Source organism: Thalassolituus pacificus, from assembly GCF_025318105.1.
In the GTDB taxonomy this organism is placed as follows: Bacteria; Pseudomonadota; Gammaproteobacteria; order Pseudomonadales; family Oceanobacteraceae; genus Venatoribacter; species Venatoribacter pacificus.
This window is the reverse complement of the sequence record NZ_JAOANI010000022.1, coordinates 91162-107625: the sequence shown is the minus strand read 5'-3', so window position 1 is coordinate 107625 and position 16464 is coordinate 91162. Positions and strand designations below refer to the sequence as shown.

The following is a 16464-nucleotide window of genomic DNA, read 5'->3' as shown; positions in this document are numbered from 1 at the left end:
GGCAGAGAGCCGCTAACGGGAAGTGTCGCCGGGCAAAGAAATCAGCGTCCCGGCGTATTGGTTGGTCGTTCAGTGATCGCGTTGCTGACGTAACGTCCGGCTTTGCAGCTGAAAAAGATGTTGAATCAATAATTCCTGTTCGGTTTCTTTCAGGCCTTCAAAATTTACCCGTACCATATACGGAGCATCGCCTTCGCCTGTATCGTCGATCGACACAATATTGCCGGCCAGCGACAGAATGGCGTTAGACGGTTTTAACTGCAGATTAAACAGCAAATGGCTGCTGCCCCTCAGGTCTGCATCGGTGTTGAATGCCATACCGCAGGCGCTCAGATTAACGCGTACCCGCGCCTCGGTCATCGACAGATTCAGTTCCGGATGATTGGCGTTGTTGCCGTTCAGCAGATTCAGTTTACGGTTTAATAATTCCAGTGTCTGACCAATCGCCGGATGCACCGAACGTACCTGATGAATCAGGTTGCCGATATCCTGTTCTAATTGCTTAAGCTCACTTTTTTGTTGGCTGTGGTTTTCTTTCCAGTGGCTGAATTCATCCTGGGTGATAGCCTGAAAGTCCATCACCACATCATCATCAAGGCGGAAAAAGCGGCGTCTTTCTTCCATTGTTTTTATTATCCCAATCAAAATATTTCGTTAGGGCTCAGCTCGAAATCTTCGGGCCTGGCGTTTACCGCATCCTCTACCCGCTGATCTGAGGGCTGGATTTCCGGTATATCATCGTCGTCGTTCTCATGCGTGCGCAGAATGACAATCTCTACCCGGCGGTTACGCGCGCGGGATTCAGGATCCACATTGGGCACCAGCGGCCGGGTGTCGGCATGGCCGACAATCTGAAAGCGGCTGGAATCCAGTTCTGGCGCGACAAATAACTCTTCGGCAAAAGCGGCCGCGCGGGCTGAAGACAATGTCCAGTTGGAGCGATAACGTCCTCCGGCAATCGGAATATCGTCGGTATGGCCTTCAACAGAAATCTGCCCCGGAATGGTTACCAGTACTTCACGGATTTTATCGATTACCGGTAAAAACTTATCATCAATATAATCCGAGCCGGAGCGGAAAGCGCCACGCTGCTCAATACGGATAATGATTTTCTTGCCCACGGTTTCGATTTCGAGCTGTCCCTGTGCAATTTCCGTTTCCAGTTTGGCTGCCATCTCCATCGCTTCGGCTTCGGTTTTTTTATTGTCGATATCCTCTTTGGGTACGACAATTTCGCGGGTTTGCTGACCCTGATCGCCCTGACGCTCTTCCTGTTGCGTAACTTCGTCCTGACACAGCACTTCCAGCGAACTTTTGGTGATGTCGCTGGTTTTTTGCCGCACTTCATTGATTGGCGTCGGTTCCGGAATTGACGGGCTGAAATGACGGGCAATAATACTGGTGCCTTTTGGGGGATCACTGACATTAACAACGGTCTGCACGCCGAAGGCATTGCGTAACTCGCCGGCCAGTCGTTTGAATTTCATGGCATCCATTTCTGAAAACGACAGCAGCAGGACGAAAAAGCACATCAGCAGCGACATCAGATCGGCAAAGGTCATCACCCAGCCGGGAATACCGGCGGGACAGGGTGGACATTCCTGTTCTTCTTCAGCGGCCATAGTGTTTAATCACCCGATACCGTTCGTTTGCCTTCCTGAATATAGGCCTGCAACATGGTCTCAATCACGCGTGGGTTCTGGCCGCTCTGAATGGCGAGCAGCGCATCAATGATCATTGATTTCAGCCGGTCTTCTTCGTCTTTACGCAGTGTCAGTTTGTCGGCAATCGGCAGGGAGAGCATGGTCGCCACCATCGCCCCGTAAAGCGTGGTTAACAGTGCGACCGCCATGGCCGGGCCGATGGATTTTGGATCATCCATATTCGCCAGCATGGCCACCAGACCAATCAGCGTACCAATCATGCCCATCGCCGGGGCAACATCGCCCAGTGATTTAAAAATGGTGATACCAATATCATGGCGCTCGCTGGCTTGTTTCATCTCTTTATTCATTAACGTGCGTACCACGTCCGGGTCATGACCATCGACCAGCAGCTGAATGCCTTTGCTGAGGAATTCATCACTCACTTCTTTGCCTTCCAGAGATAGCAGGCCGCCTTTGCGTGCCAGTCCGGCCATTTCCACCACTTCTTCAATGATGGCTTCAGGCTTGCTGAGTTTGAAGGAAAAAGCTTTGGCGGCAATTTTAATCGCGCCGAGGAATTGACCGAGTTCGAATTTCATCATGACCGCGAACAGACTGCCGACGATGACAATCAGGATCGAGGGAACGTTCACAAACATACTGATATCGCCGCCCAGGACCATCGCCATAACAACGATACCAAAGGCGCCGACTACCCCAACTAACGATGCGAGATCCACTGATGCTCCTTGCCACTAAACCATTCACTGCTCCTGAGTTTAGTCAAACATTTGCGATCTTCCTTCGCATTGACGAAATTGTTGGCAAGCTTGCGCATTCATTGTCAGACGTCAGCTCTGGCCCGCTGCTAAGGCACCGGTTGACCAGCCGCAGCCTTGGGTTTAGTGTGGCCGCTCTCCGGGAGAGCGCGATATATGACTGATAAAAATCCCCCCTTTGAATTTGAAGCGGCACTGACCGAGCTTGAACAATTGGTGGTGCGTATGGAAAACGGCGATTTATCGCTGGAAGATTCACTGCGTGCTTTTGAGCAGGGCATCGGCCTGACCCGTCAATGTCAGCAGGCACTCAGTGCCGCTGAACAGCGCGTGCAGCTGCTGCTGGAACAAAACGGCCAGAGTGTGGCGCAGCCCTTTGCGACAGGCGAGGAATAATCATGGCGCAGGATTTACAGCAGCCGCTACAGAGCGTGCAGCAGCGGCTGGAGCAGCAGCTGCATCAGCATCTGGATGCCCTGCAGCTGGCTGATCCGCGTCTGGCCGAAGCCATGACCTACGGTGTGTTAAATGGCGGCAAACGTCTGCGGCCATTTCTTTGCTACGCCGCCACGCAGGCGCTGGGTGGTGACTGGGCGCAGGCCGATGCAGCAGCCACTGCGCTGGAAATGGTGCACAGTTACAGTCTGGTGCATGATGACCTGCCAGCCATGGACGACGACGATCTGCGCCGCGGCAAGCCGACCTGTCACATTGCTTTTGATGAAGCCACCGCGATTCTGGCGGGCGATGGCCTGCTCACCGCCGCTTTTGAAGTGCTGGCCAATGCGCCTCAGCAAAGTGCGCAGCAACGCCTGACCCTGATCCGCTTGCTGGCACAGGGTTCCGGCGGTGCCGGTATGGTGGCCGGGCAGAGCATCGATCTGGGTCACGTCGGCAAGCCCATGACGTTGCCACAACTGGAGCGGATGCATCGCCATAAAACCGGTGCCCTGATCCGCAGTGCGGTATTAATGGGCGCGCATGCGGCCAGCGAGGACGTTGATGCGGCAACCGAGCAGGCGCTGGTGCGCTATGCCGATGCGGTTGGTCTGGCCTTCCAGGTACAGGACGACATCCTCGACATCGAAGGCGACACCGCCACGCTGGGCAAAAATAAAGGTGCCGACCTGGCACTGAATAAGCCAACCTATCCGGCCTTGCTCGGGCTCGATGGCGCGCGCGCCAAGGCGCGTGAATTGGTTGCTGATGCCCACGCGGCACTGGCCGGCATGACTGGTGATACCTCGGTATTGGCACAGCTGGCCGATTACATTATCAGCCGCGACCACTAGGGCGGTTGGTCGTTGCTATGCGTTTCAACCCTTCCTGAACGCAGCGCCTTGTAGCTGTCAGTCAGGGCCGGATGCGTCACAGCGCTACTCATTAACGCCAACAGCCGTTAGAATGGCAGCCCTTTTGCGGGGCTGCCTTACGGTTATTATGGCTGCCTGAACATGCCCCCATCCGACGGATACCGCGACCGCGCTGATATAAGCTGATGACATTGACTGAAATTCCGGGCTCCCGCCCCAGTACACCGCTGCTGGACAGCATTGACTCTCCGGCCGATCTGCGTGCGCTGGATGCCGATCTGTTACCCCAGGTTTGTGCTGAGCTGCGTGAGTTTCTGCTCTACAGCGTAGGGCAATCCGGCGGTCACTTTGCCGCTGGTCTTGGTGTGGTCGAGCTGACCGTTGCCCTGCATCATGCCTTTAATACGCCGGACGATCGTCTGGTCTGGGATGTGGGCCATCAGGCCTATCCGCATAAAGTTCTGACGGGTCGCCGTGAACAGATGCCGATCATCCGCAGCGCCGAAGGCCCGGCGGCGTTTCCATTACGGGAAGAAAGTGAATACGACACCTTTGGTGTTGGTCATTCCAGCACCTCTATCGGTGCGGCCCTCGGCATGGCGCTGGCGTTACGCGCTCAACAGAAAGACCAGCAGACGGTCGCCATTATTGGTGATGGCGCGATGAGCGCCGGCATGGCCTTTGAAGCGCTCAATCACGCCGGTCACGTGAAAGCCGATATGCTGGTGATCCTCAACGACAACGACATGTCGATTTCCAACAACGTGGGCGCTCTGAACAAATACTTCACCCGCATCTGGTCGAGCCGTACCTATTCCGCTCTGCGCGAAGGCAGCAAACGGGTGCTGGAAAAAATTCCGGCCGCGTGGGAATTCGCCCGCCGCACTGAAGAACACATGAAGGGTATGGTCGCGCCCGGTACCTTGTTTGAAGAGCTGGGTTTTAATTACTACGGCCCGATCGACGGTCACGATCTGGATGAGCTGTTGCTCACCCTGCAGAACCTGAAAAAACTTAAAGGTCCGCGTTTTCTGCACGTCGTGACGCGCAAAGGCAAAGGCTTTCAGCCGGCTGAAGATGACCCGATCAAATACCACGCGCTGAAAGGCAGCAATGTCGGCGCTGGTGTAAAAATGCCAAGCTATTCCAATGTATTCGGCAACTGGCTGTGCGATATGGCCGCCGTGGATGAGCGGCTTATGGGCATTACCCCGGCGATGCGTGAAGGCTCTGACCTGATCCGCTTCTCGCAGGAATTCCCTGAGCGTTACTTCGATGTCGCCATTGCTGAACAGCATGCCGTCACGCTGGCCGCCGGCCTGGCCTGTGAAGGTGCCAAGCCGGTGGTGGCGATTTATTCCACTTTTCTGCAACGTGCTTACGACCAGCTGATTCATGATGTGGCGCTGCAAAATCTGGACGTCTTGTTTGCCATTGACCGTGCCGGTCTGGTGGGTGAAGACGGCCCGACCCATCACGGTGCCTACGATTTAAGCTACCTGCGCTGCATTCCGAATATGGTGGTCATGACACCATCGGACGAAAACGAATGCCGCCAGATGCTCTACACCGGTTATCAGCACGAAGGCCCGGCGGCGGTGCGTTATCCACGTGGCAGTGGCACCGGGGTTGAGCCAGCCGCAGAAATGCAGGCACTGGCGTTGGGCAAAGGCATTATGCGTCGTCAGGGCAAAGCCGCCGACGGTAAGCGCGTTGCCATTCTCGCCTTCGGTGCGCCTCTGCGTGAGGCTCTGCTGGTGGCAACCACTCTGGATGCCAGCGTGGCCGATATGCGTTTTGTTAAACCACTGGATACCGAACTGGTATTACAGCTGGCGGCTGAGCACGATCTGCTGGTGACGCTGGAAGAAAACGCCGTGATGGGCGGTGCTGGCAGCGCCGTGCTGGAATCGCTGGCGGCGGCCAATGTGCAGGTTCCGGTGCTGACGCTGGGCATTCCTGACCGTTATATCGAACACGCCTCTCCGGCACAGCAACAGCGCGATATTGCCATGGACGCTGATAATCTTCTTAACAGTATCCGTGTCCGTCTGAGCCAGAGTTGATTTTCCTGTCATTCCCCCTCGTTTTTCTCCCGGGCAGTGCTTTACTGATAGCTTAAGTAATGTCCAGGGAGGGGAGCGCATGGCCAAACGTCATGTTTTGCTCAGCCTGCTGATTTCTGCAGTGATTGGGCTGGGTGTCTATGAGCTCAGCATCCGTGTAGAGCAGCAACGAACCGCCGCTATTTCCCACGATCTGCTGCAGCATGTTTATATCCGTTCACTGCGCGAGTATTACCAGCTGTTGGCGGATGCCGAGCAACTGCTGAACGATCACCCTCCGGGTTATGTTGAACTGCAGCAATACCGTCGGAATTCGCCGCTGGGTCCGTTTATGCTGATCAATGAAGAAAGCACCGAAAAGCTGGCCGTTACCGGCGATTGGCTGCTGCATATGTCACTGCAGGATCTGAACGCTGATATTACGATTCCCGGCCGTTTGGTCGAAAGCCCCGGTCTGGTGCTGATTCTCTATTCCGCGGCCAAAGATCGCAGCCTGATGGTTCGTCTCGAACTCTACGACTGGTTACAACAGACGACATCCGATATGGGGTACGGCGACATTCCTCTGCTGGTGATGTACCACGCTCAGCCGTTATCAGATCCGGCCCCTGAGCTGCGTCAGCAGATGATGGTGTTTAATGATTTTCTGTTGCCGGAGTTCAGTCTTTATCTGGATCGCAGACAGATTGAAGGCCACTTTTTTCAGACCTACCTGCCTGTGTCTGCGGCTGTCAGCAGCGCTGTTATATGCCTGTTGTTGCTGCTTATTCTGTTTTACCAGTATGGCCGCCGCATGCAGATCAGCCGTGAACTGGAAGGCCACTCGGTTGAATTGGCAGAAACCAGCCATATTCTGCGCACCCAGATGGCGCTGAATGCGCGCAGTCAAAAAGAATTACTGAAGAGCAATTATCAGCTTCGCGGTCTTAACCGGGATCTGGAAAACGCCCAGACGCGGTTAAAACTATCCGAGCGTTTGGCCGGGCTGGGAGAATTGTCGGCCGGTATTGCCCACGAAATTAATAACCCGGTTGCTTATATCAGCAGCAACCTGAAAGAGCTTGGCAATGATGTGCAGGCGTTGCTCGAGTTTGTGCAGGCCATCGACGAAGCCTCTGACCTGCTGGATATTAAATCGGACTTTTATCAGGAATTATTGCTCGCCTATCAGCGTGTGGATATTCCTCACGTGATCAGTGTTGCGCCTGCGCGCCTGCAGGACTGTATTCGTGGTACCGAGCGTGTCACACAGATTATCGCCGATATGCGCAAACTGAGCCGCACCCAGTCGCATATGCAATGGTGCCAGCTGAATGACGACATCAGCAGTATTATTAATATTGCCCGCTCCCGTTTGCCCGATAACGTCACGCTAACGGTGGAACTGATTGAGCTGCCAGATGTGTACTGTAATCCGTCGCAGATTGGTCAGGTGGTGCTCAATGTACTGATCAATGCCATTCAGGCGCTGGAGAAACGGGGCGGTAATATCCATATCGGTGAGGAGCAGACAGGGAGCGTGCTGAGTATCAGTATTCGTGATGATGGCCCTGGCATGGATAGCGCCGTTGCTTCCCGGGTGTTCGAACCCTTTTTTACGACTAAGCTGGAAGGTGATGGCACGGGTCTTGGATTGGCCTTGTGCTACAAACTGATGCAGGAACATCAGGGTGGCATCGAATTGCAGACGGCACCTGGCAAAGGCGCTTGTTTTACCCTGATTCTGCCCATCGGAGAAAAGAACAATGCTGAGTGATGACGTCCAGACGCTTGCCCAGGAAAAACACGGCCGCCTGCTGATCGTTGATGATGAAGAAGCCGTGCTGCAGGCGCTGAACCGGTTATTTCGCCGTCAGTATGATGTGGTCGTGCTGACCAGCGGTACGGCAGCGCTGGAATTATTGCAGCAGGAAAGCTTTGACCTGATTATTTCCGATATGCGTATGCCGGGTATGAGCGGCGCGGAGCTGTTAAAAAATTGTTTTAAAAAGTATCCGGAGATGATCCGTATTCTGCTTACCGGTTACTCCGATCTTGAATCGGCGATCAAAGCGGTGAACGAAGGTAATATTTACCGTTATATCTCTAAGCCGTGGGACAACGATCAGCTGCGTAATGTGGTCGCCGAGGCGCTGGATACCCGCGATCTGAAAGCCGCCAACCTTAAACTTAACGCCCACATCAGCGAACAAAACGAAGAGCTGGCGCGCCTGAACCGTGAATTGCAGGATAAATATCAGCAAAAATCCGAGCAGGTAGGGGAGGCGGAAGCCAAGCTGAGTGATGCCTATCGTACCTTGCGGCAGGAATTTAACAGCATGGTGCACATTCTGGTGGGCATCATGGAAGCGCGTAACGGTGAAGAAAAAGGCAGCAGTGAGCGCCTGGCGCGACTGGCAAAATTATTCGCCGAGTTTTCCGGTCTGGAAGGGCAAACCATTCAGGACGTGTACTACGCAGCGTTACTGAAAAACATCGGTAAAGTATCGCTGTCCGATAGTGTGCTGAGTAAAGCGCTGACGCAAATGAGTACCGCCGAGAAAACCGCTTACGCACGATTCACTATTAACGGTCAGACCAGCCTGATGCTGCTCGAGCCGCTGCAGAATGTAGCCAACATTATCCGCTCGCATATGGAGCTGTATAACGGCAAAGGTTTCCCTGACAAACTGAGCGGTAATGCCATTCCCAAGGAAGCGCGTATTTTGCGGATTGTCAGCGATTACGTGGAGCTGCAACGCGAGCATAACTTTCTAGGCGAAACACTGGATGAAGCCACTACCAGATCTTATCTGCTGAAAATGGCCGGGCAGCGCTATGACCGTGAGCTGATAGATATATTCACTGTCGTGCTGGATGATTTTGAAGAAGGTGTGGTACCGAATCTGGAGCGTGTCGACATCAAAGAAGCCCGTATCGGCATGGTGCTGGCGGGTAATCTGGTCAGTCCGGCGGGTGTTGTGCTGCTGTCAGAAGGTACGGAGCTGACCGCGCGTCATGTAGACAAGCTGCAGGCCATGGAGCGGCAATTTGAAGGGCATGAAATAAAACTGCACGTGCGGCGGGAATCCGCCGCAAAAAAATAGCAGAAGCTTACGACTGTTCGCCGGTGCTATCCGCAATATCATCATCCTGATGGGTGACAATACCGTTGGCAGACTGCGGCAGGTAATGTCCCAGTTTGCTGGCTTTGGTGTTCAGATAACCATCGTTGTGCGGGTTGCGCCCCACCTGTAACGATACCCGCTCTACCACCTCAACACCGGCTTCGCTCAGTGCTTTTACCTTGCGCGGGTTATTGGTCATCAGACGGATGGCGTGAATGCCCAGGTGATCGAGCATCGGCCGGCACATACTGTAATCGCGCATATCGGCGCCAAATCCCAGCTGTTCGTTAGCTTCCACGGTATCGGCTCCCTGATCCTGCAGGTGGTACGCGCGGATCTTATTCAACAAGCCAATGCCGCGGCCTTCCTGACGCAGATACAACACCACGCCACGGCCCGCTTCGGCCACTGCGCGTAATGCCTCTTCCAGCTGATAGCCACAGTCACAACGCATGCTGAACAGCGCATCGCCGGTCAGACATTCGGAATGTGCCCGGGCAAGTACCGGCTCGCCATCGGCAACATCGCCCATCGACAGAGCAACGTGCTCTTTGCCGTTGGCGCTGTCTTCAAAGCCAGACATTGTAAAAACGCCGAACGGAGTCGGTAATTTGGACGAAGCAATGAATGTGATACTCAATGGGAGCACTCCTGGGTAAAACAGGGCGCGTATTCTAACAGTCCGATACAGCCCTGCCTAATGCGATGTCGCCAAAGACCGGTCGATATAAACCGGCACGGAACCGGTTCGGCACCTCCATTGCCCGCACATCGTCCGCAGCGAAACCCCGACAGATACAATAAAATGCAGCAAACAGGCGTAAACACGCAGGAAATGTCGCTGAGCTGCGTTTGAAAAGTACAGTAGAATCGGCAGATGCAGCGTCTGTGCAGGCGTTATTTACCGCTCACCGAACAATGAATACAGGAAACCGACCCAATGATCTGGCTGCTGTTGGCGGCATTAGTGCTCGCTATTCTTATTTTGCCCGGCGTCTGGGTGCAGCGCGTGTTGAAAAAACACAGCGGCCGGCGTGATGACTATCCGGGTAATGGCGGCGATATGGCGCGCCATCTGCTGGCCAAACTGCAATTGGACGATGTGCAGGTAGAAGCCACCGATCAGGGTGACCACTATGACCCAGGCAGCAAAACCGTGCGTCTGAGCGCCGATAAATTTAATGGCAAAAGCCTGACCGCCGTGGTCGTGGCCGCTCATGAGGTCGGTCATGCGCTGCAGCACGCGCGTAAAGAAACCCTGTTTCAGAGTCGCATCGGCTTTGCCGTGCTGGCTTACTGGATGCAACGTGTGGCCCCGTTGGCGCTGCTGCTGGCGCCTTTATTGGCGGCGGTTGCGCCCGGAGCTTCGCGCTTTGCGCTTATTATTGCCGTTGGCGCGATGCTGATCGGCACGCTGGTGCATATCGTGACCCTGCCGGTAGAGTGGGATGCCAGCTTTGGTAAAGCACTGCCGATGCTGCGCGAAGGGGAGTATCTGGACGAGCGCGATATGAAAGCCGCGCACAGCATTCTTACAGCGGCGGCATTAACCTACGTCGCCGCGTCGCTGGTCAGCCTGCTTAATATTGGCCGCTGGTTGCGCTATTTACGCCGTTAGCCGCTGCGGGAGTCTGTGGTTGTCGTGTTGCCACGGTATTTTTCGCGCCTCAGAAATAGAAACAGAAACAGTGACGTGGCCATGCCGCGTTATTCCGGGATTGCCCTGTTATTATGCCGCTTCCAGGAACTCTTGCCGGGAACGCTTACCGGACATTCTCACCAGGGACATAATAAATTGAACATTCTTACTCTGATTAAAATACCGCTTATTACCAGTGTGCTTCTGCTGACGGGTTGCATTGATGGTTTTGAAAAACATCTGCAAGACGCCATCAGTCTGTATGGCGAACGCAAAGACCAGTACAGCGAACAAACCAATGGCGCCACCGACGTCTTGTTTGAGCGGCTGATCTTGACCGAAACCCTGCTGCTGCCGGTTGCCAAAACCTATGATGCGCGTGCTTATCCGTTTACCGAACAGGGCATTGCGATTATTCAGAACGACTTTGTGGCGATGGACGATAACCGTGGCTTTGATTACCCGTTACCGCCCGCTGCAGAGCTGACCGCAGAACTGGAGCAACAGGCGCAGGATATTATTCAGTCATTATTTACCATCGACGGCCAGGATGCGTTCGCCGTCAGTGATACCGTCAACAGCGTATTGCGCAGCATTGCTGCGTTTGAGCACCGGCATAATGTTTACCTGCCGATGAGTAAACATCTGATTGAATCGCTGGGCTATGGTGCGCTGCACAGTCTGTATTATCGCTGCGACAGCGACAATAAAACCTATCGGCTGGGACAGGATCTGATGGCGCTGCAACTGCTGGCGATTAAAATCGGTAACCCGCTGGATTACGATCGCGCTGCTAATATATTTCATCAGCAGCGTGTCGGCGTACTGCTGAATGATTTGCCTCATATTCCTTTTCTGCAGGAATACGACCAATACATAATGAACGACAAAGACCGCCTGCAGCATTGCCTGCAAGCGTTTTAAGCCCGGATTGATTGACGGAAAAACGGCTATGACTATTGAATTTATCTACCACCCGGCCATCGTGCCCGGCGAAGACAGCCCGCAAACGCTCAGCCTGTATTTTCTGGGCGAGCGTCTGCTGCTGAAGCCCGAGGTGATGGACAATGCAGAGCACATCCTGCCGTGGACAACCGATTCCGTTAATCAGGACCCACGGCTGGAATTATTACTCGGCAGTGTTAATGGTGTGCCGTTGCGCGTGGTTGGCCTGGCGGATATTCCGCCGGGTTTTAAAGATGTCGCATTGCGCGATTACCTGCTGGCCGCCAGTGACGATATTTTCCGCGTGGTGAATGCTGCCGCACAGTTACGTTACTGGCGCAGCACGCAGAATTTCTGCAGCCGCTGCGGCACGCTGTTAAAACCGATTATTAACGATCGCGCTTTAATGTGTCCGTCGTGCAGCTATCGCTCTTATCCGAAAATATCCCCGTGCGTGATTGGCGTCGTGCGTAAAGGGCGGACATTATTGCTCGCCCATTCCAATCGCCACCGCACCGCCATGTACTCCTGTTTGGCCGGTTTTATTGAAGCCGGCGAAACCGCCGAAGAAGCACTGGCGCGGGAAATATTTGAAGAAGCCGGAATCCGGATTAAAAACCCGCGCTACCTCGTCTCCCAGGCCTGGCCATTTCCGCACCAGTTAATGCTCGGATATTTGTGCGACTACGACAGTGGTGAGCTGAATATCGACACCACCGAACTGGAAAGCGCCGACTGGTTTGATATCGACAACCTGCCGCAGCTTCCGGCGCCACAGACCGTGGCGCGAAAATTAATTGAAGCCGCAGTGGAGCAAGTGCGAAACGAATAAGACGGCAGTCAGGGTGAATGAATTTTCTGGTGATATTCGTGTCAGTATTGTGCGTTGATCGATTTCTTTTTAAGCCGTAATCCGCCATCATTCGGCCAATAAATTTTATGCCGGGTAAATACTTGCGAACCCGGTATAACCGACCTTCTCAGTCTGCCCGATAAGCACCGCAGGCAAGAAAACAAGGACAGGAAATGGAGCTCCCGTTACAGGTCGTGCAGGACCTGGCCCCGGATCAGTCATCTCTGGGCGCTGCAAAAAAACTGCTTAACACCGCTAAATGGCCCATGTTGGGGCTGGCATCTGAGTTGAATACCATTTGGGGCCAATGCCAGGGCTCCGGAGCGAACCCCTATCTCACCATGGCTGACGTTGCCGACCATGGTTACAAATGTACCTGCCCATCCAGAAAATTTCCCTGTAAGCATGTGCTCGCTCTCATGTGGATCTTCAGCGAAAGCCAAACCAGTTTTGTCGAAGCCACGCCGCCGGAATGGGTCGCCGAGTGGCTCTCCCGCCGTCGGCGCAGTTCGTCTGGTGCAGCCAGTACAGACGAGCCGAAAGCCGTCGTTGTAAAAGATATTGCCAGTGCCGGTAATGATGAGCCGGTGCTCAGTGCGGAAGAACTGGCAAAAAAAGAAGCGCAGCGACAAAAGCGCGCCGAGAGCGCGATGCAGGCTACCGAACAGAGTATCCGCGAGGGTCTGGGGGAGCTTGAATTGTGGATTCGCGACCAGCAACGCACCGGCCTGGCCGGGCTGCTGAAAGATCTGCGCCCGCGTGTGCGGCGTATTGCGGCGCGCCTGGTCGATGCCAAAGCCAGCACGCTGGCGGCACGGGTAGACGAGTTACCTTCATTGCTGGCCGGACTGCCAATGGAACGCCAATTGGCACGTCTGGTGGAAGAGTTGGGCATGTGGGTACTGTTATCACGTGCATGGCAGAGTGCCCCTCAGGACCCGGACGCACGCCGTGCTCTGCTTGGAGCAGAGAACCGGGAGCAGCTTCTGCACAGCCAGCAGATGCCCGTTAACGGACGTTGGCTGTGTGTCGGAGAACGAATTGAAACCCGTCGCGATGGACTGGTGAGCCATGCCACCTGGTTGTGGCCGCTGGATGGCCAGTGCGCTTCTGCTGCCATGTTGCAGGACTACAGCCCGGCTTCTGCCGGTAAGCGCGAGGCCAGTCTCAGGGTCGGTACCCAGATCGAAGGCGAGCTGGTGTTTTATCCATCGCGAATGCCTGAGCGCGCGATATTGGCTCAGTACAGGATTGTTGAGACTGAAGCCGTGTCATGGCCCAGCGCCGTGGAACAGAGTCCGCAACAGGCGCTGTTCTCGCTGCGTCGCACATTGCCATGGCAGCGCGCAGTTCCGCTGCTGCTTGGTGGTTGCTGCCTGATGCAGGACAAAGACGCGGGCTACTGGCTCAAAGCCAGCGAGCAATTGCTGCCGCTGGCGAATAACGATCTGCCCTTGCTGGCCCACGGCGAGCATTTGGCGGCCTTTATTTCCTGGGACGGCGCGAAGGCAGAGCTGCTGTCGGTTGTGTCTCCTCAGTGGGGGATGATTGCATGCTGACCCTTGAAACCCTGACGCAGGATCTTGCACAGGTCGATGCGTTAAAGCAGAGCTGGTTAATGGGCGACGGTGGTACAGCCGCCGCACTGCCGCCACATTGGCCGCAGCCTGACGGCGCAAATGATGATGACCGCGCGCTGCTGGCTCTGGCGTATTGCAGTCAGTACCCTTTGCTGGAGCAGGTCGCCGCACCGCAACAGCTGCAGCCGCTATCGGCCTTGCCGATGTTGGGTTTGCCGACGCTGGCGACGGAGTGCCGCCCGGCCTTCCGGCAGATACTGTCCGCGTTGAGTAAGCACGAAGGCCTGTATTGGCGGCTGTTCAACCTGTTGGTGAGCCGTGGTGTGGTACCGCACCCTCTGGACTGGTTACCGACCGCCAATGAAAACCGTTTACCGGCGGCGTTTGCCCCCTGGCTGCGCTGGGTTGGCAGCGCGGATATTGCCCTGACAGAAGCCAGCTGGGGCGATTTCAGCCCGGCAGCGCGGCTTAATGCCCTGCGCGAATTGCGCCGTGATGCCCCGCACGATGCCCGCTCGTTACTGGCCTTAATGGCTCCGTCTGAACCGGCGGATAAGCGCTTTGACCTGTATGAATTGCTCAGTTTGGGGTTGAGTGACGACGATTTACCCTTGCTTGAAACACTTCAGCAGGACCGCTCACAGAAGGTAAAAGAACTCGCCACGCGCTTTAAAATGCGTCTTGGCGAGCAGGGGCAGCAGGCACAGGATGAAACCATCACTGAGTTACAGGGTTGGCTGACCCGTAAAACCCGAGGCTTGCTGCGCCGCGAAACCCTGTTGCTGGCACCGGAACTGAAAAGCAGCGTGCAATACCGGGACCGCTGTCAGGCACTGGCCAGCGTATCGTTGCCAGCGCTGGCCGCCAGTATGGAGCTGACGCTGGATGCGTTGCTGGAGCAATGGTCGTTTGCGGATAACCACGGCAAAGGCAATCACAGTCCGAATGAATCTCTGCTGCACAACATCGCCGCCAGCCTGCCGGAAGCGCAGGTGATGCTGGCCGCCCAAAGGCTGTTGCAGGCCGCCGCTGATGACGGCACCGATCCCTCTTTATCTCTGCGTATTCTGGCTCCGAGACTGAGCGAAGAAGCCTGTATAGGGCTGGCCGGGCATCTGCTTGCGCGCAGCGATCTGCTGCCCAATACCCTGGGTATTTTGTTTGCTGAAGAATGGCGCTGGCTCAGCCCTGAAGTGTTCAGCCAAAGTCCGTCAGCGGCTTTGTTGATACAACGTCTCAAAGAACTGGCCAGTGCAGGCGAGTCGCAGGATTCCGATTACTCGCTGACACTGGCGATGCAACAAATTGGCTTGTGTCTTAACTATGACTGCGCGCAATGGCTGTTGGCGCAGGTAACAAACATGGGGTTATCACCCCTGCATCCCTTACTTGAACATTTGAAATTTAACGTGAGTCTGAAACAGGAAGGACGAAAAGATGAGTGACGTATTAAGGCAACCGGCAGAAGTCATTTATCAGGCTGAGCTGGACGCTCTGAAGGCAGAAGATCAGGGGCAAAAACCGGAAAACTGGCAGATGACCCCGAAGAGCGTGGTTAAGTACTTGCTCGGCGGCACCACCGCCTCGGGTGTGGAAATCAGCCCCAAGTACATTGGCAGTCGACGCCTGATAGAAACCGCCGTCGCCACCCTGGCCACCGACAGAGCGCTGCTGCTGCTCGGCGTGCCGGGCACGGCCAAGTCCTGGGTGTCTGAGCATCTGGCTGCCGCCATCTGTGGCAACAGCTCCCGTGTGATTCAGTGCACGTCGGGGACCGATGAAAACCAGATCCGTTACGGCTGGAACTATGCCCAGCTGCTGGCCAAAGGGCCGAGTAAAGAAGCGCTGGTACCGACGCCGCTGTTCCGCGCCATGGAATCCGGCAGTCTGTGCCGACTGGAAGAGCTGACGCGTATGGGCTCCGATGTGCAGGACACCCTGATAACCGTGCTGTCAGAAAAAATGCTGCCGGTGCCGGAGCTGAACGAGGTGGTGTTCGCCAAACGCGGTTTTAACATCATCGCCACCGCCAATAACCGCGATAAAGGCGTTAATGAACTGTCATCGGCGCTGAAGCGTCGTTTCAATGTGGTGGTGCTGCCGCTGCCGGATGATATGGAACAAGAGATCGAAATTATCCGTCGCCGGGTGGCTGAAATGGGACAAAGCCTGTCGTTGCCGGTGCCGGAAAGCGCCGGCAAAGAAATTGAAAAAGTCGTGACCATTTTCCGCGAACTGAGAAGTGGCACCACGCTGGATGGCAAAATGGCCCTCAAAGTGCCTTCGGGCACACTCTCCACGGCCGAGGCTATTGCCGTCATGGTTGGCGGCCTGAGTCAGGCGGCGTGGTTTGGTGATGCGTCATTTGGTGCGGCCGATATCGGTGCCAATCTGTTGGGCGCAATCGTTAAAGACCCGGTGCAGGATAAGCTGGTGCTTGAAGAGTATCTCGAAACCGTGCTGAAAAAGCGCAAGGACTACAGCGATTACTATCACAGCATCAACGAGTTGCTTTAAGCCGGAACCAGCAGAGAAC

Annotated in this window: 15 protein-coding genes; 11 read left to right on the top strand and 4 right to left on the bottom strand. The window is 55.1% G+C overall.

The genetic code is table 11. The features are described 5' to 3' along the window. Positions 1-69: 69 nt before the first annotated feature. Genes NYR02_RS14130 through pomA form a run of 3 tightly spaced genes read right to left on the bottom strand, consistent with a single transcriptional unit; the run spans position 70 to position 2386 of the window. The gene (locus NYR02_RS14130; protein WP_260976998.1) at positions 70-624 is read right to left on the bottom strand and encodes a PilZ domain-containing protein; all 555 of its coding nucleotides are present in this window, start codon (positions 622-624) and stop codon (positions 70-72) included. A gap of 17 nt (positions 625-641) precedes the next feature. After that, a complete protein-coding gene (locus NYR02_RS14125) occupies positions 642-1622 on the bottom strand; it encodes a flagellar motor protein MotB (protein ID WP_260976997.1) in 981 nt (326 codons plus the stop codon). 5 nt (positions 1623-1627) lie between these two features. After that, on the bottom strand, positions 1628-2386 hold the full coding sequence (pomA, locus tag NYR02_RS14120; RefSeq protein ID WP_260976996.1) for a flagellar motor protein PomA: 759 nt from the start codon (positions 2384-2386) through the stop codon (positions 1628-1630). Between the two features lie 195 nt (positions 2387-2581). Between pomA and NYR02_RS14115 the strand changes: the two genes are divergently transcribed. The 5 genes from NYR02_RS14115 (at position 2582) to nosR (ending at position 8890) form a co-directional block, all read left to right on the top strand. Beyond that, complete coding sequence (locus NYR02_RS14115; RefSeq protein ID WP_260976995.1) at positions 2582-2821, top strand: exodeoxyribonuclease VII small subunit; 240 nt, start codon at positions 2582-2584, stop codon at positions 2819-2821. Positions 2822-2823: 2 nt separating this feature from the next. Next, complete coding sequence (ispA, locus tag NYR02_RS14110; protein WP_260976994.1) at positions 2824-3717, top strand: (2E,6E)-farnesyl diphosphate synthase; 894 nt, start codon at positions 2824-2826, stop codon at positions 3715-3717. Positions 3718-3923: 206 nt separating this feature from the next. After that, on the top strand, positions 3924-5804 hold the full coding sequence (gene dxs / locus NYR02_RS14105; RefSeq protein WP_260976993.1) for a 1-deoxy-D-xylulose-5-phosphate synthase: 1881 nt from the start codon (positions 3924-3926) through the stop codon (positions 5802-5804). 79 nt (positions 5805-5883) lie between these two features. Next, positions 5884-7560 (top strand): sensor histidine kinase, encoded by a 1677-nt coding sequence (locus NYR02_RS14100; protein ID WP_260976992.1) that lies wholly within the window; start codon positions 5884-5886, stop codon positions 7558-7560. Then, the gene (nosR, locus tag NYR02_RS14095; protein ID WP_260976991.1) at positions 7550-8890 is read left to right on the top strand and encodes a response regulator c-di-GMP phosphodiesterase, NosR family; all 1341 of its coding nucleotides are present in this window, start codon (positions 7550-7552) and stop codon (positions 8888-8890) included. Before NYR02_RS14100 ends, nosR begins: the two co-directional genes overlap by 11 nt. A gap of 7 nt (positions 8891-8897) precedes the next feature. Here the strand turns inward: nosR and ribA are convergent, their stop codons facing one another. Continuing rightward, the gene (gene ribA / locus NYR02_RS14090; RefSeq protein WP_260976990.1) at positions 8898-9551 is read right to left on the bottom strand and encodes a GTP cyclohydrolase II; all 654 of its coding nucleotides are present in this window, start codon (positions 9549-9551) and stop codon (positions 8898-8900) included. A gap of 300 nt (positions 9552-9851) precedes the next feature. On the opposite strand from ribA, the gene NYR02_RS14085 reads away from it, so the two are divergent. From NYR02_RS14085 to NYR02_RS14060, 6 genes are all read left to right on the top strand, one after another. Further along, positions 9852-10529, top strand: a complete 678-nt coding sequence (locus tag NYR02_RS14085) for a zinc metallopeptidase (protein WP_260976989.1) — start codon at positions 9852-9854, stop codon at positions 10527-10529. A 177-nt stretch (positions 10530-10706) separates the two neighbouring features. Further along, a complete protein-coding gene (locus NYR02_RS14080; protein ID WP_260976988.1) occupies positions 10707-11474 on the top strand; it encodes a hypothetical protein in 768 nt (255 codons plus the stop codon). 28 nt (positions 11475-11502) lie between these two features. Next, positions 11503-12327, top strand: coding sequence for an NAD(+) diphosphatase (nudC, locus tag NYR02_RS14075; RefSeq protein ID WP_260976987.1), 825 nt, complete (start codon positions 11503-11505; stop codon positions 12325-12327). Between the two features lie 194 nt (positions 12328-12521). Further along, a complete protein-coding gene (locus NYR02_RS14070) occupies positions 12522-13907 on the top strand; it encodes an SWIM zinc finger family protein (RefSeq protein ID WP_260976986.1) in 1386 nt (461 codons plus the stop codon). Next, positions 13901-15373, top strand: a complete 1473-nt coding sequence (locus NYR02_RS14065) for a DUF5691 domain-containing protein (RefSeq protein WP_260976985.1) — start codon at positions 13901-13903, stop codon at positions 15371-15373. Before NYR02_RS14070 ends, NYR02_RS14065 begins: the two co-directional genes overlap by 7 nt. Continuing rightward, a complete protein-coding gene (locus NYR02_RS14060) occupies positions 15366-16445 on the top strand; it encodes an ATP-binding protein (RefSeq protein WP_260976984.1) in 1080 nt (359 codons plus the stop codon). The genes NYR02_RS14065 and NYR02_RS14060 overlap by 8 nt, the downstream gene beginning before the upstream one ends. The last annotated feature ends 19 nt before the right edge of the window (positions 16446-16464 follow it).

Coding starts and splice junctions, on each gene's coding strand:
- dxs (WP_260976993.1), top strand. CDS start 3,924: ATGACATTGACTGAAATTCCGGGCTCCCGCCCCAGTACACCGCTGCTG.
- nudC (WP_260976987.1), top strand. CDS start 11,503: ATGACTATTGAATTTATCTACCACCCGGCCATCGTGCCCGGCGAAGAC.
- NYR02_RS14070 (WP_260976986.1), top strand. CDS start 12,522: ATGGAGCTCCCGTTACAGGTCGTGCAGGACCTGGCCCCGGATCAGTCA.
- nosR (WP_260976991.1), top strand. CDS start 7,550: ATGCTGAGTGATGACGTCCAGACGCTTGCCCAGGAAAAACACGGCCGC.
- NYR02_RS14125 (WP_260976997.1), bottom strand. CDS start 1,622: ATGGCCGCTGAAGAAGAACAGGAATGTCCACCCTGTCCCGCCGGTATT.
- NYR02_RS14130 (WP_260976998.1), bottom strand. CDS start 624: ATGGAAGAAAGACGCCGCTTTTTCCGCCTTGATGATGATGTGGTGATG.
- ispA (WP_260976994.1), top strand. CDS start 2,824: ATGGCGCAGGATTTACAGCAGCCGCTACAGAGCGTGCAGCAGCGGCTG.
- NYR02_RS14115 (WP_260976995.1), top strand. CDS start 2,582: ATGACTGATAAAAATCCCCCCTTTGAATTTGAAGCGGCACTGACCGAG.
- NYR02_RS14060 (WP_260976984.1), top strand. CDS start 15,366: ATGAGTGACGTATTAAGGCAACCGGCAGAAGTCATTTATCAGGCTGAG.
- NYR02_RS14065 (WP_260976985.1), top strand. CDS start 13,901: ATGCTGACCCTTGAAACCCTGACGCAGGATCTTGCACAGGTCGATGCG.
- NYR02_RS14100 (WP_260976992.1), top strand. CDS start 5,884: ATGGCCAAACGTCATGTTTTGCTCAGCCTGCTGATTTCTGCAGTGATT.
- NYR02_RS14085 (WP_260976989.1), top strand. CDS start 9,852: ATGATCTGGCTGCTGTTGGCGGCATTAGTGCTCGCTATTCTTATTTTG.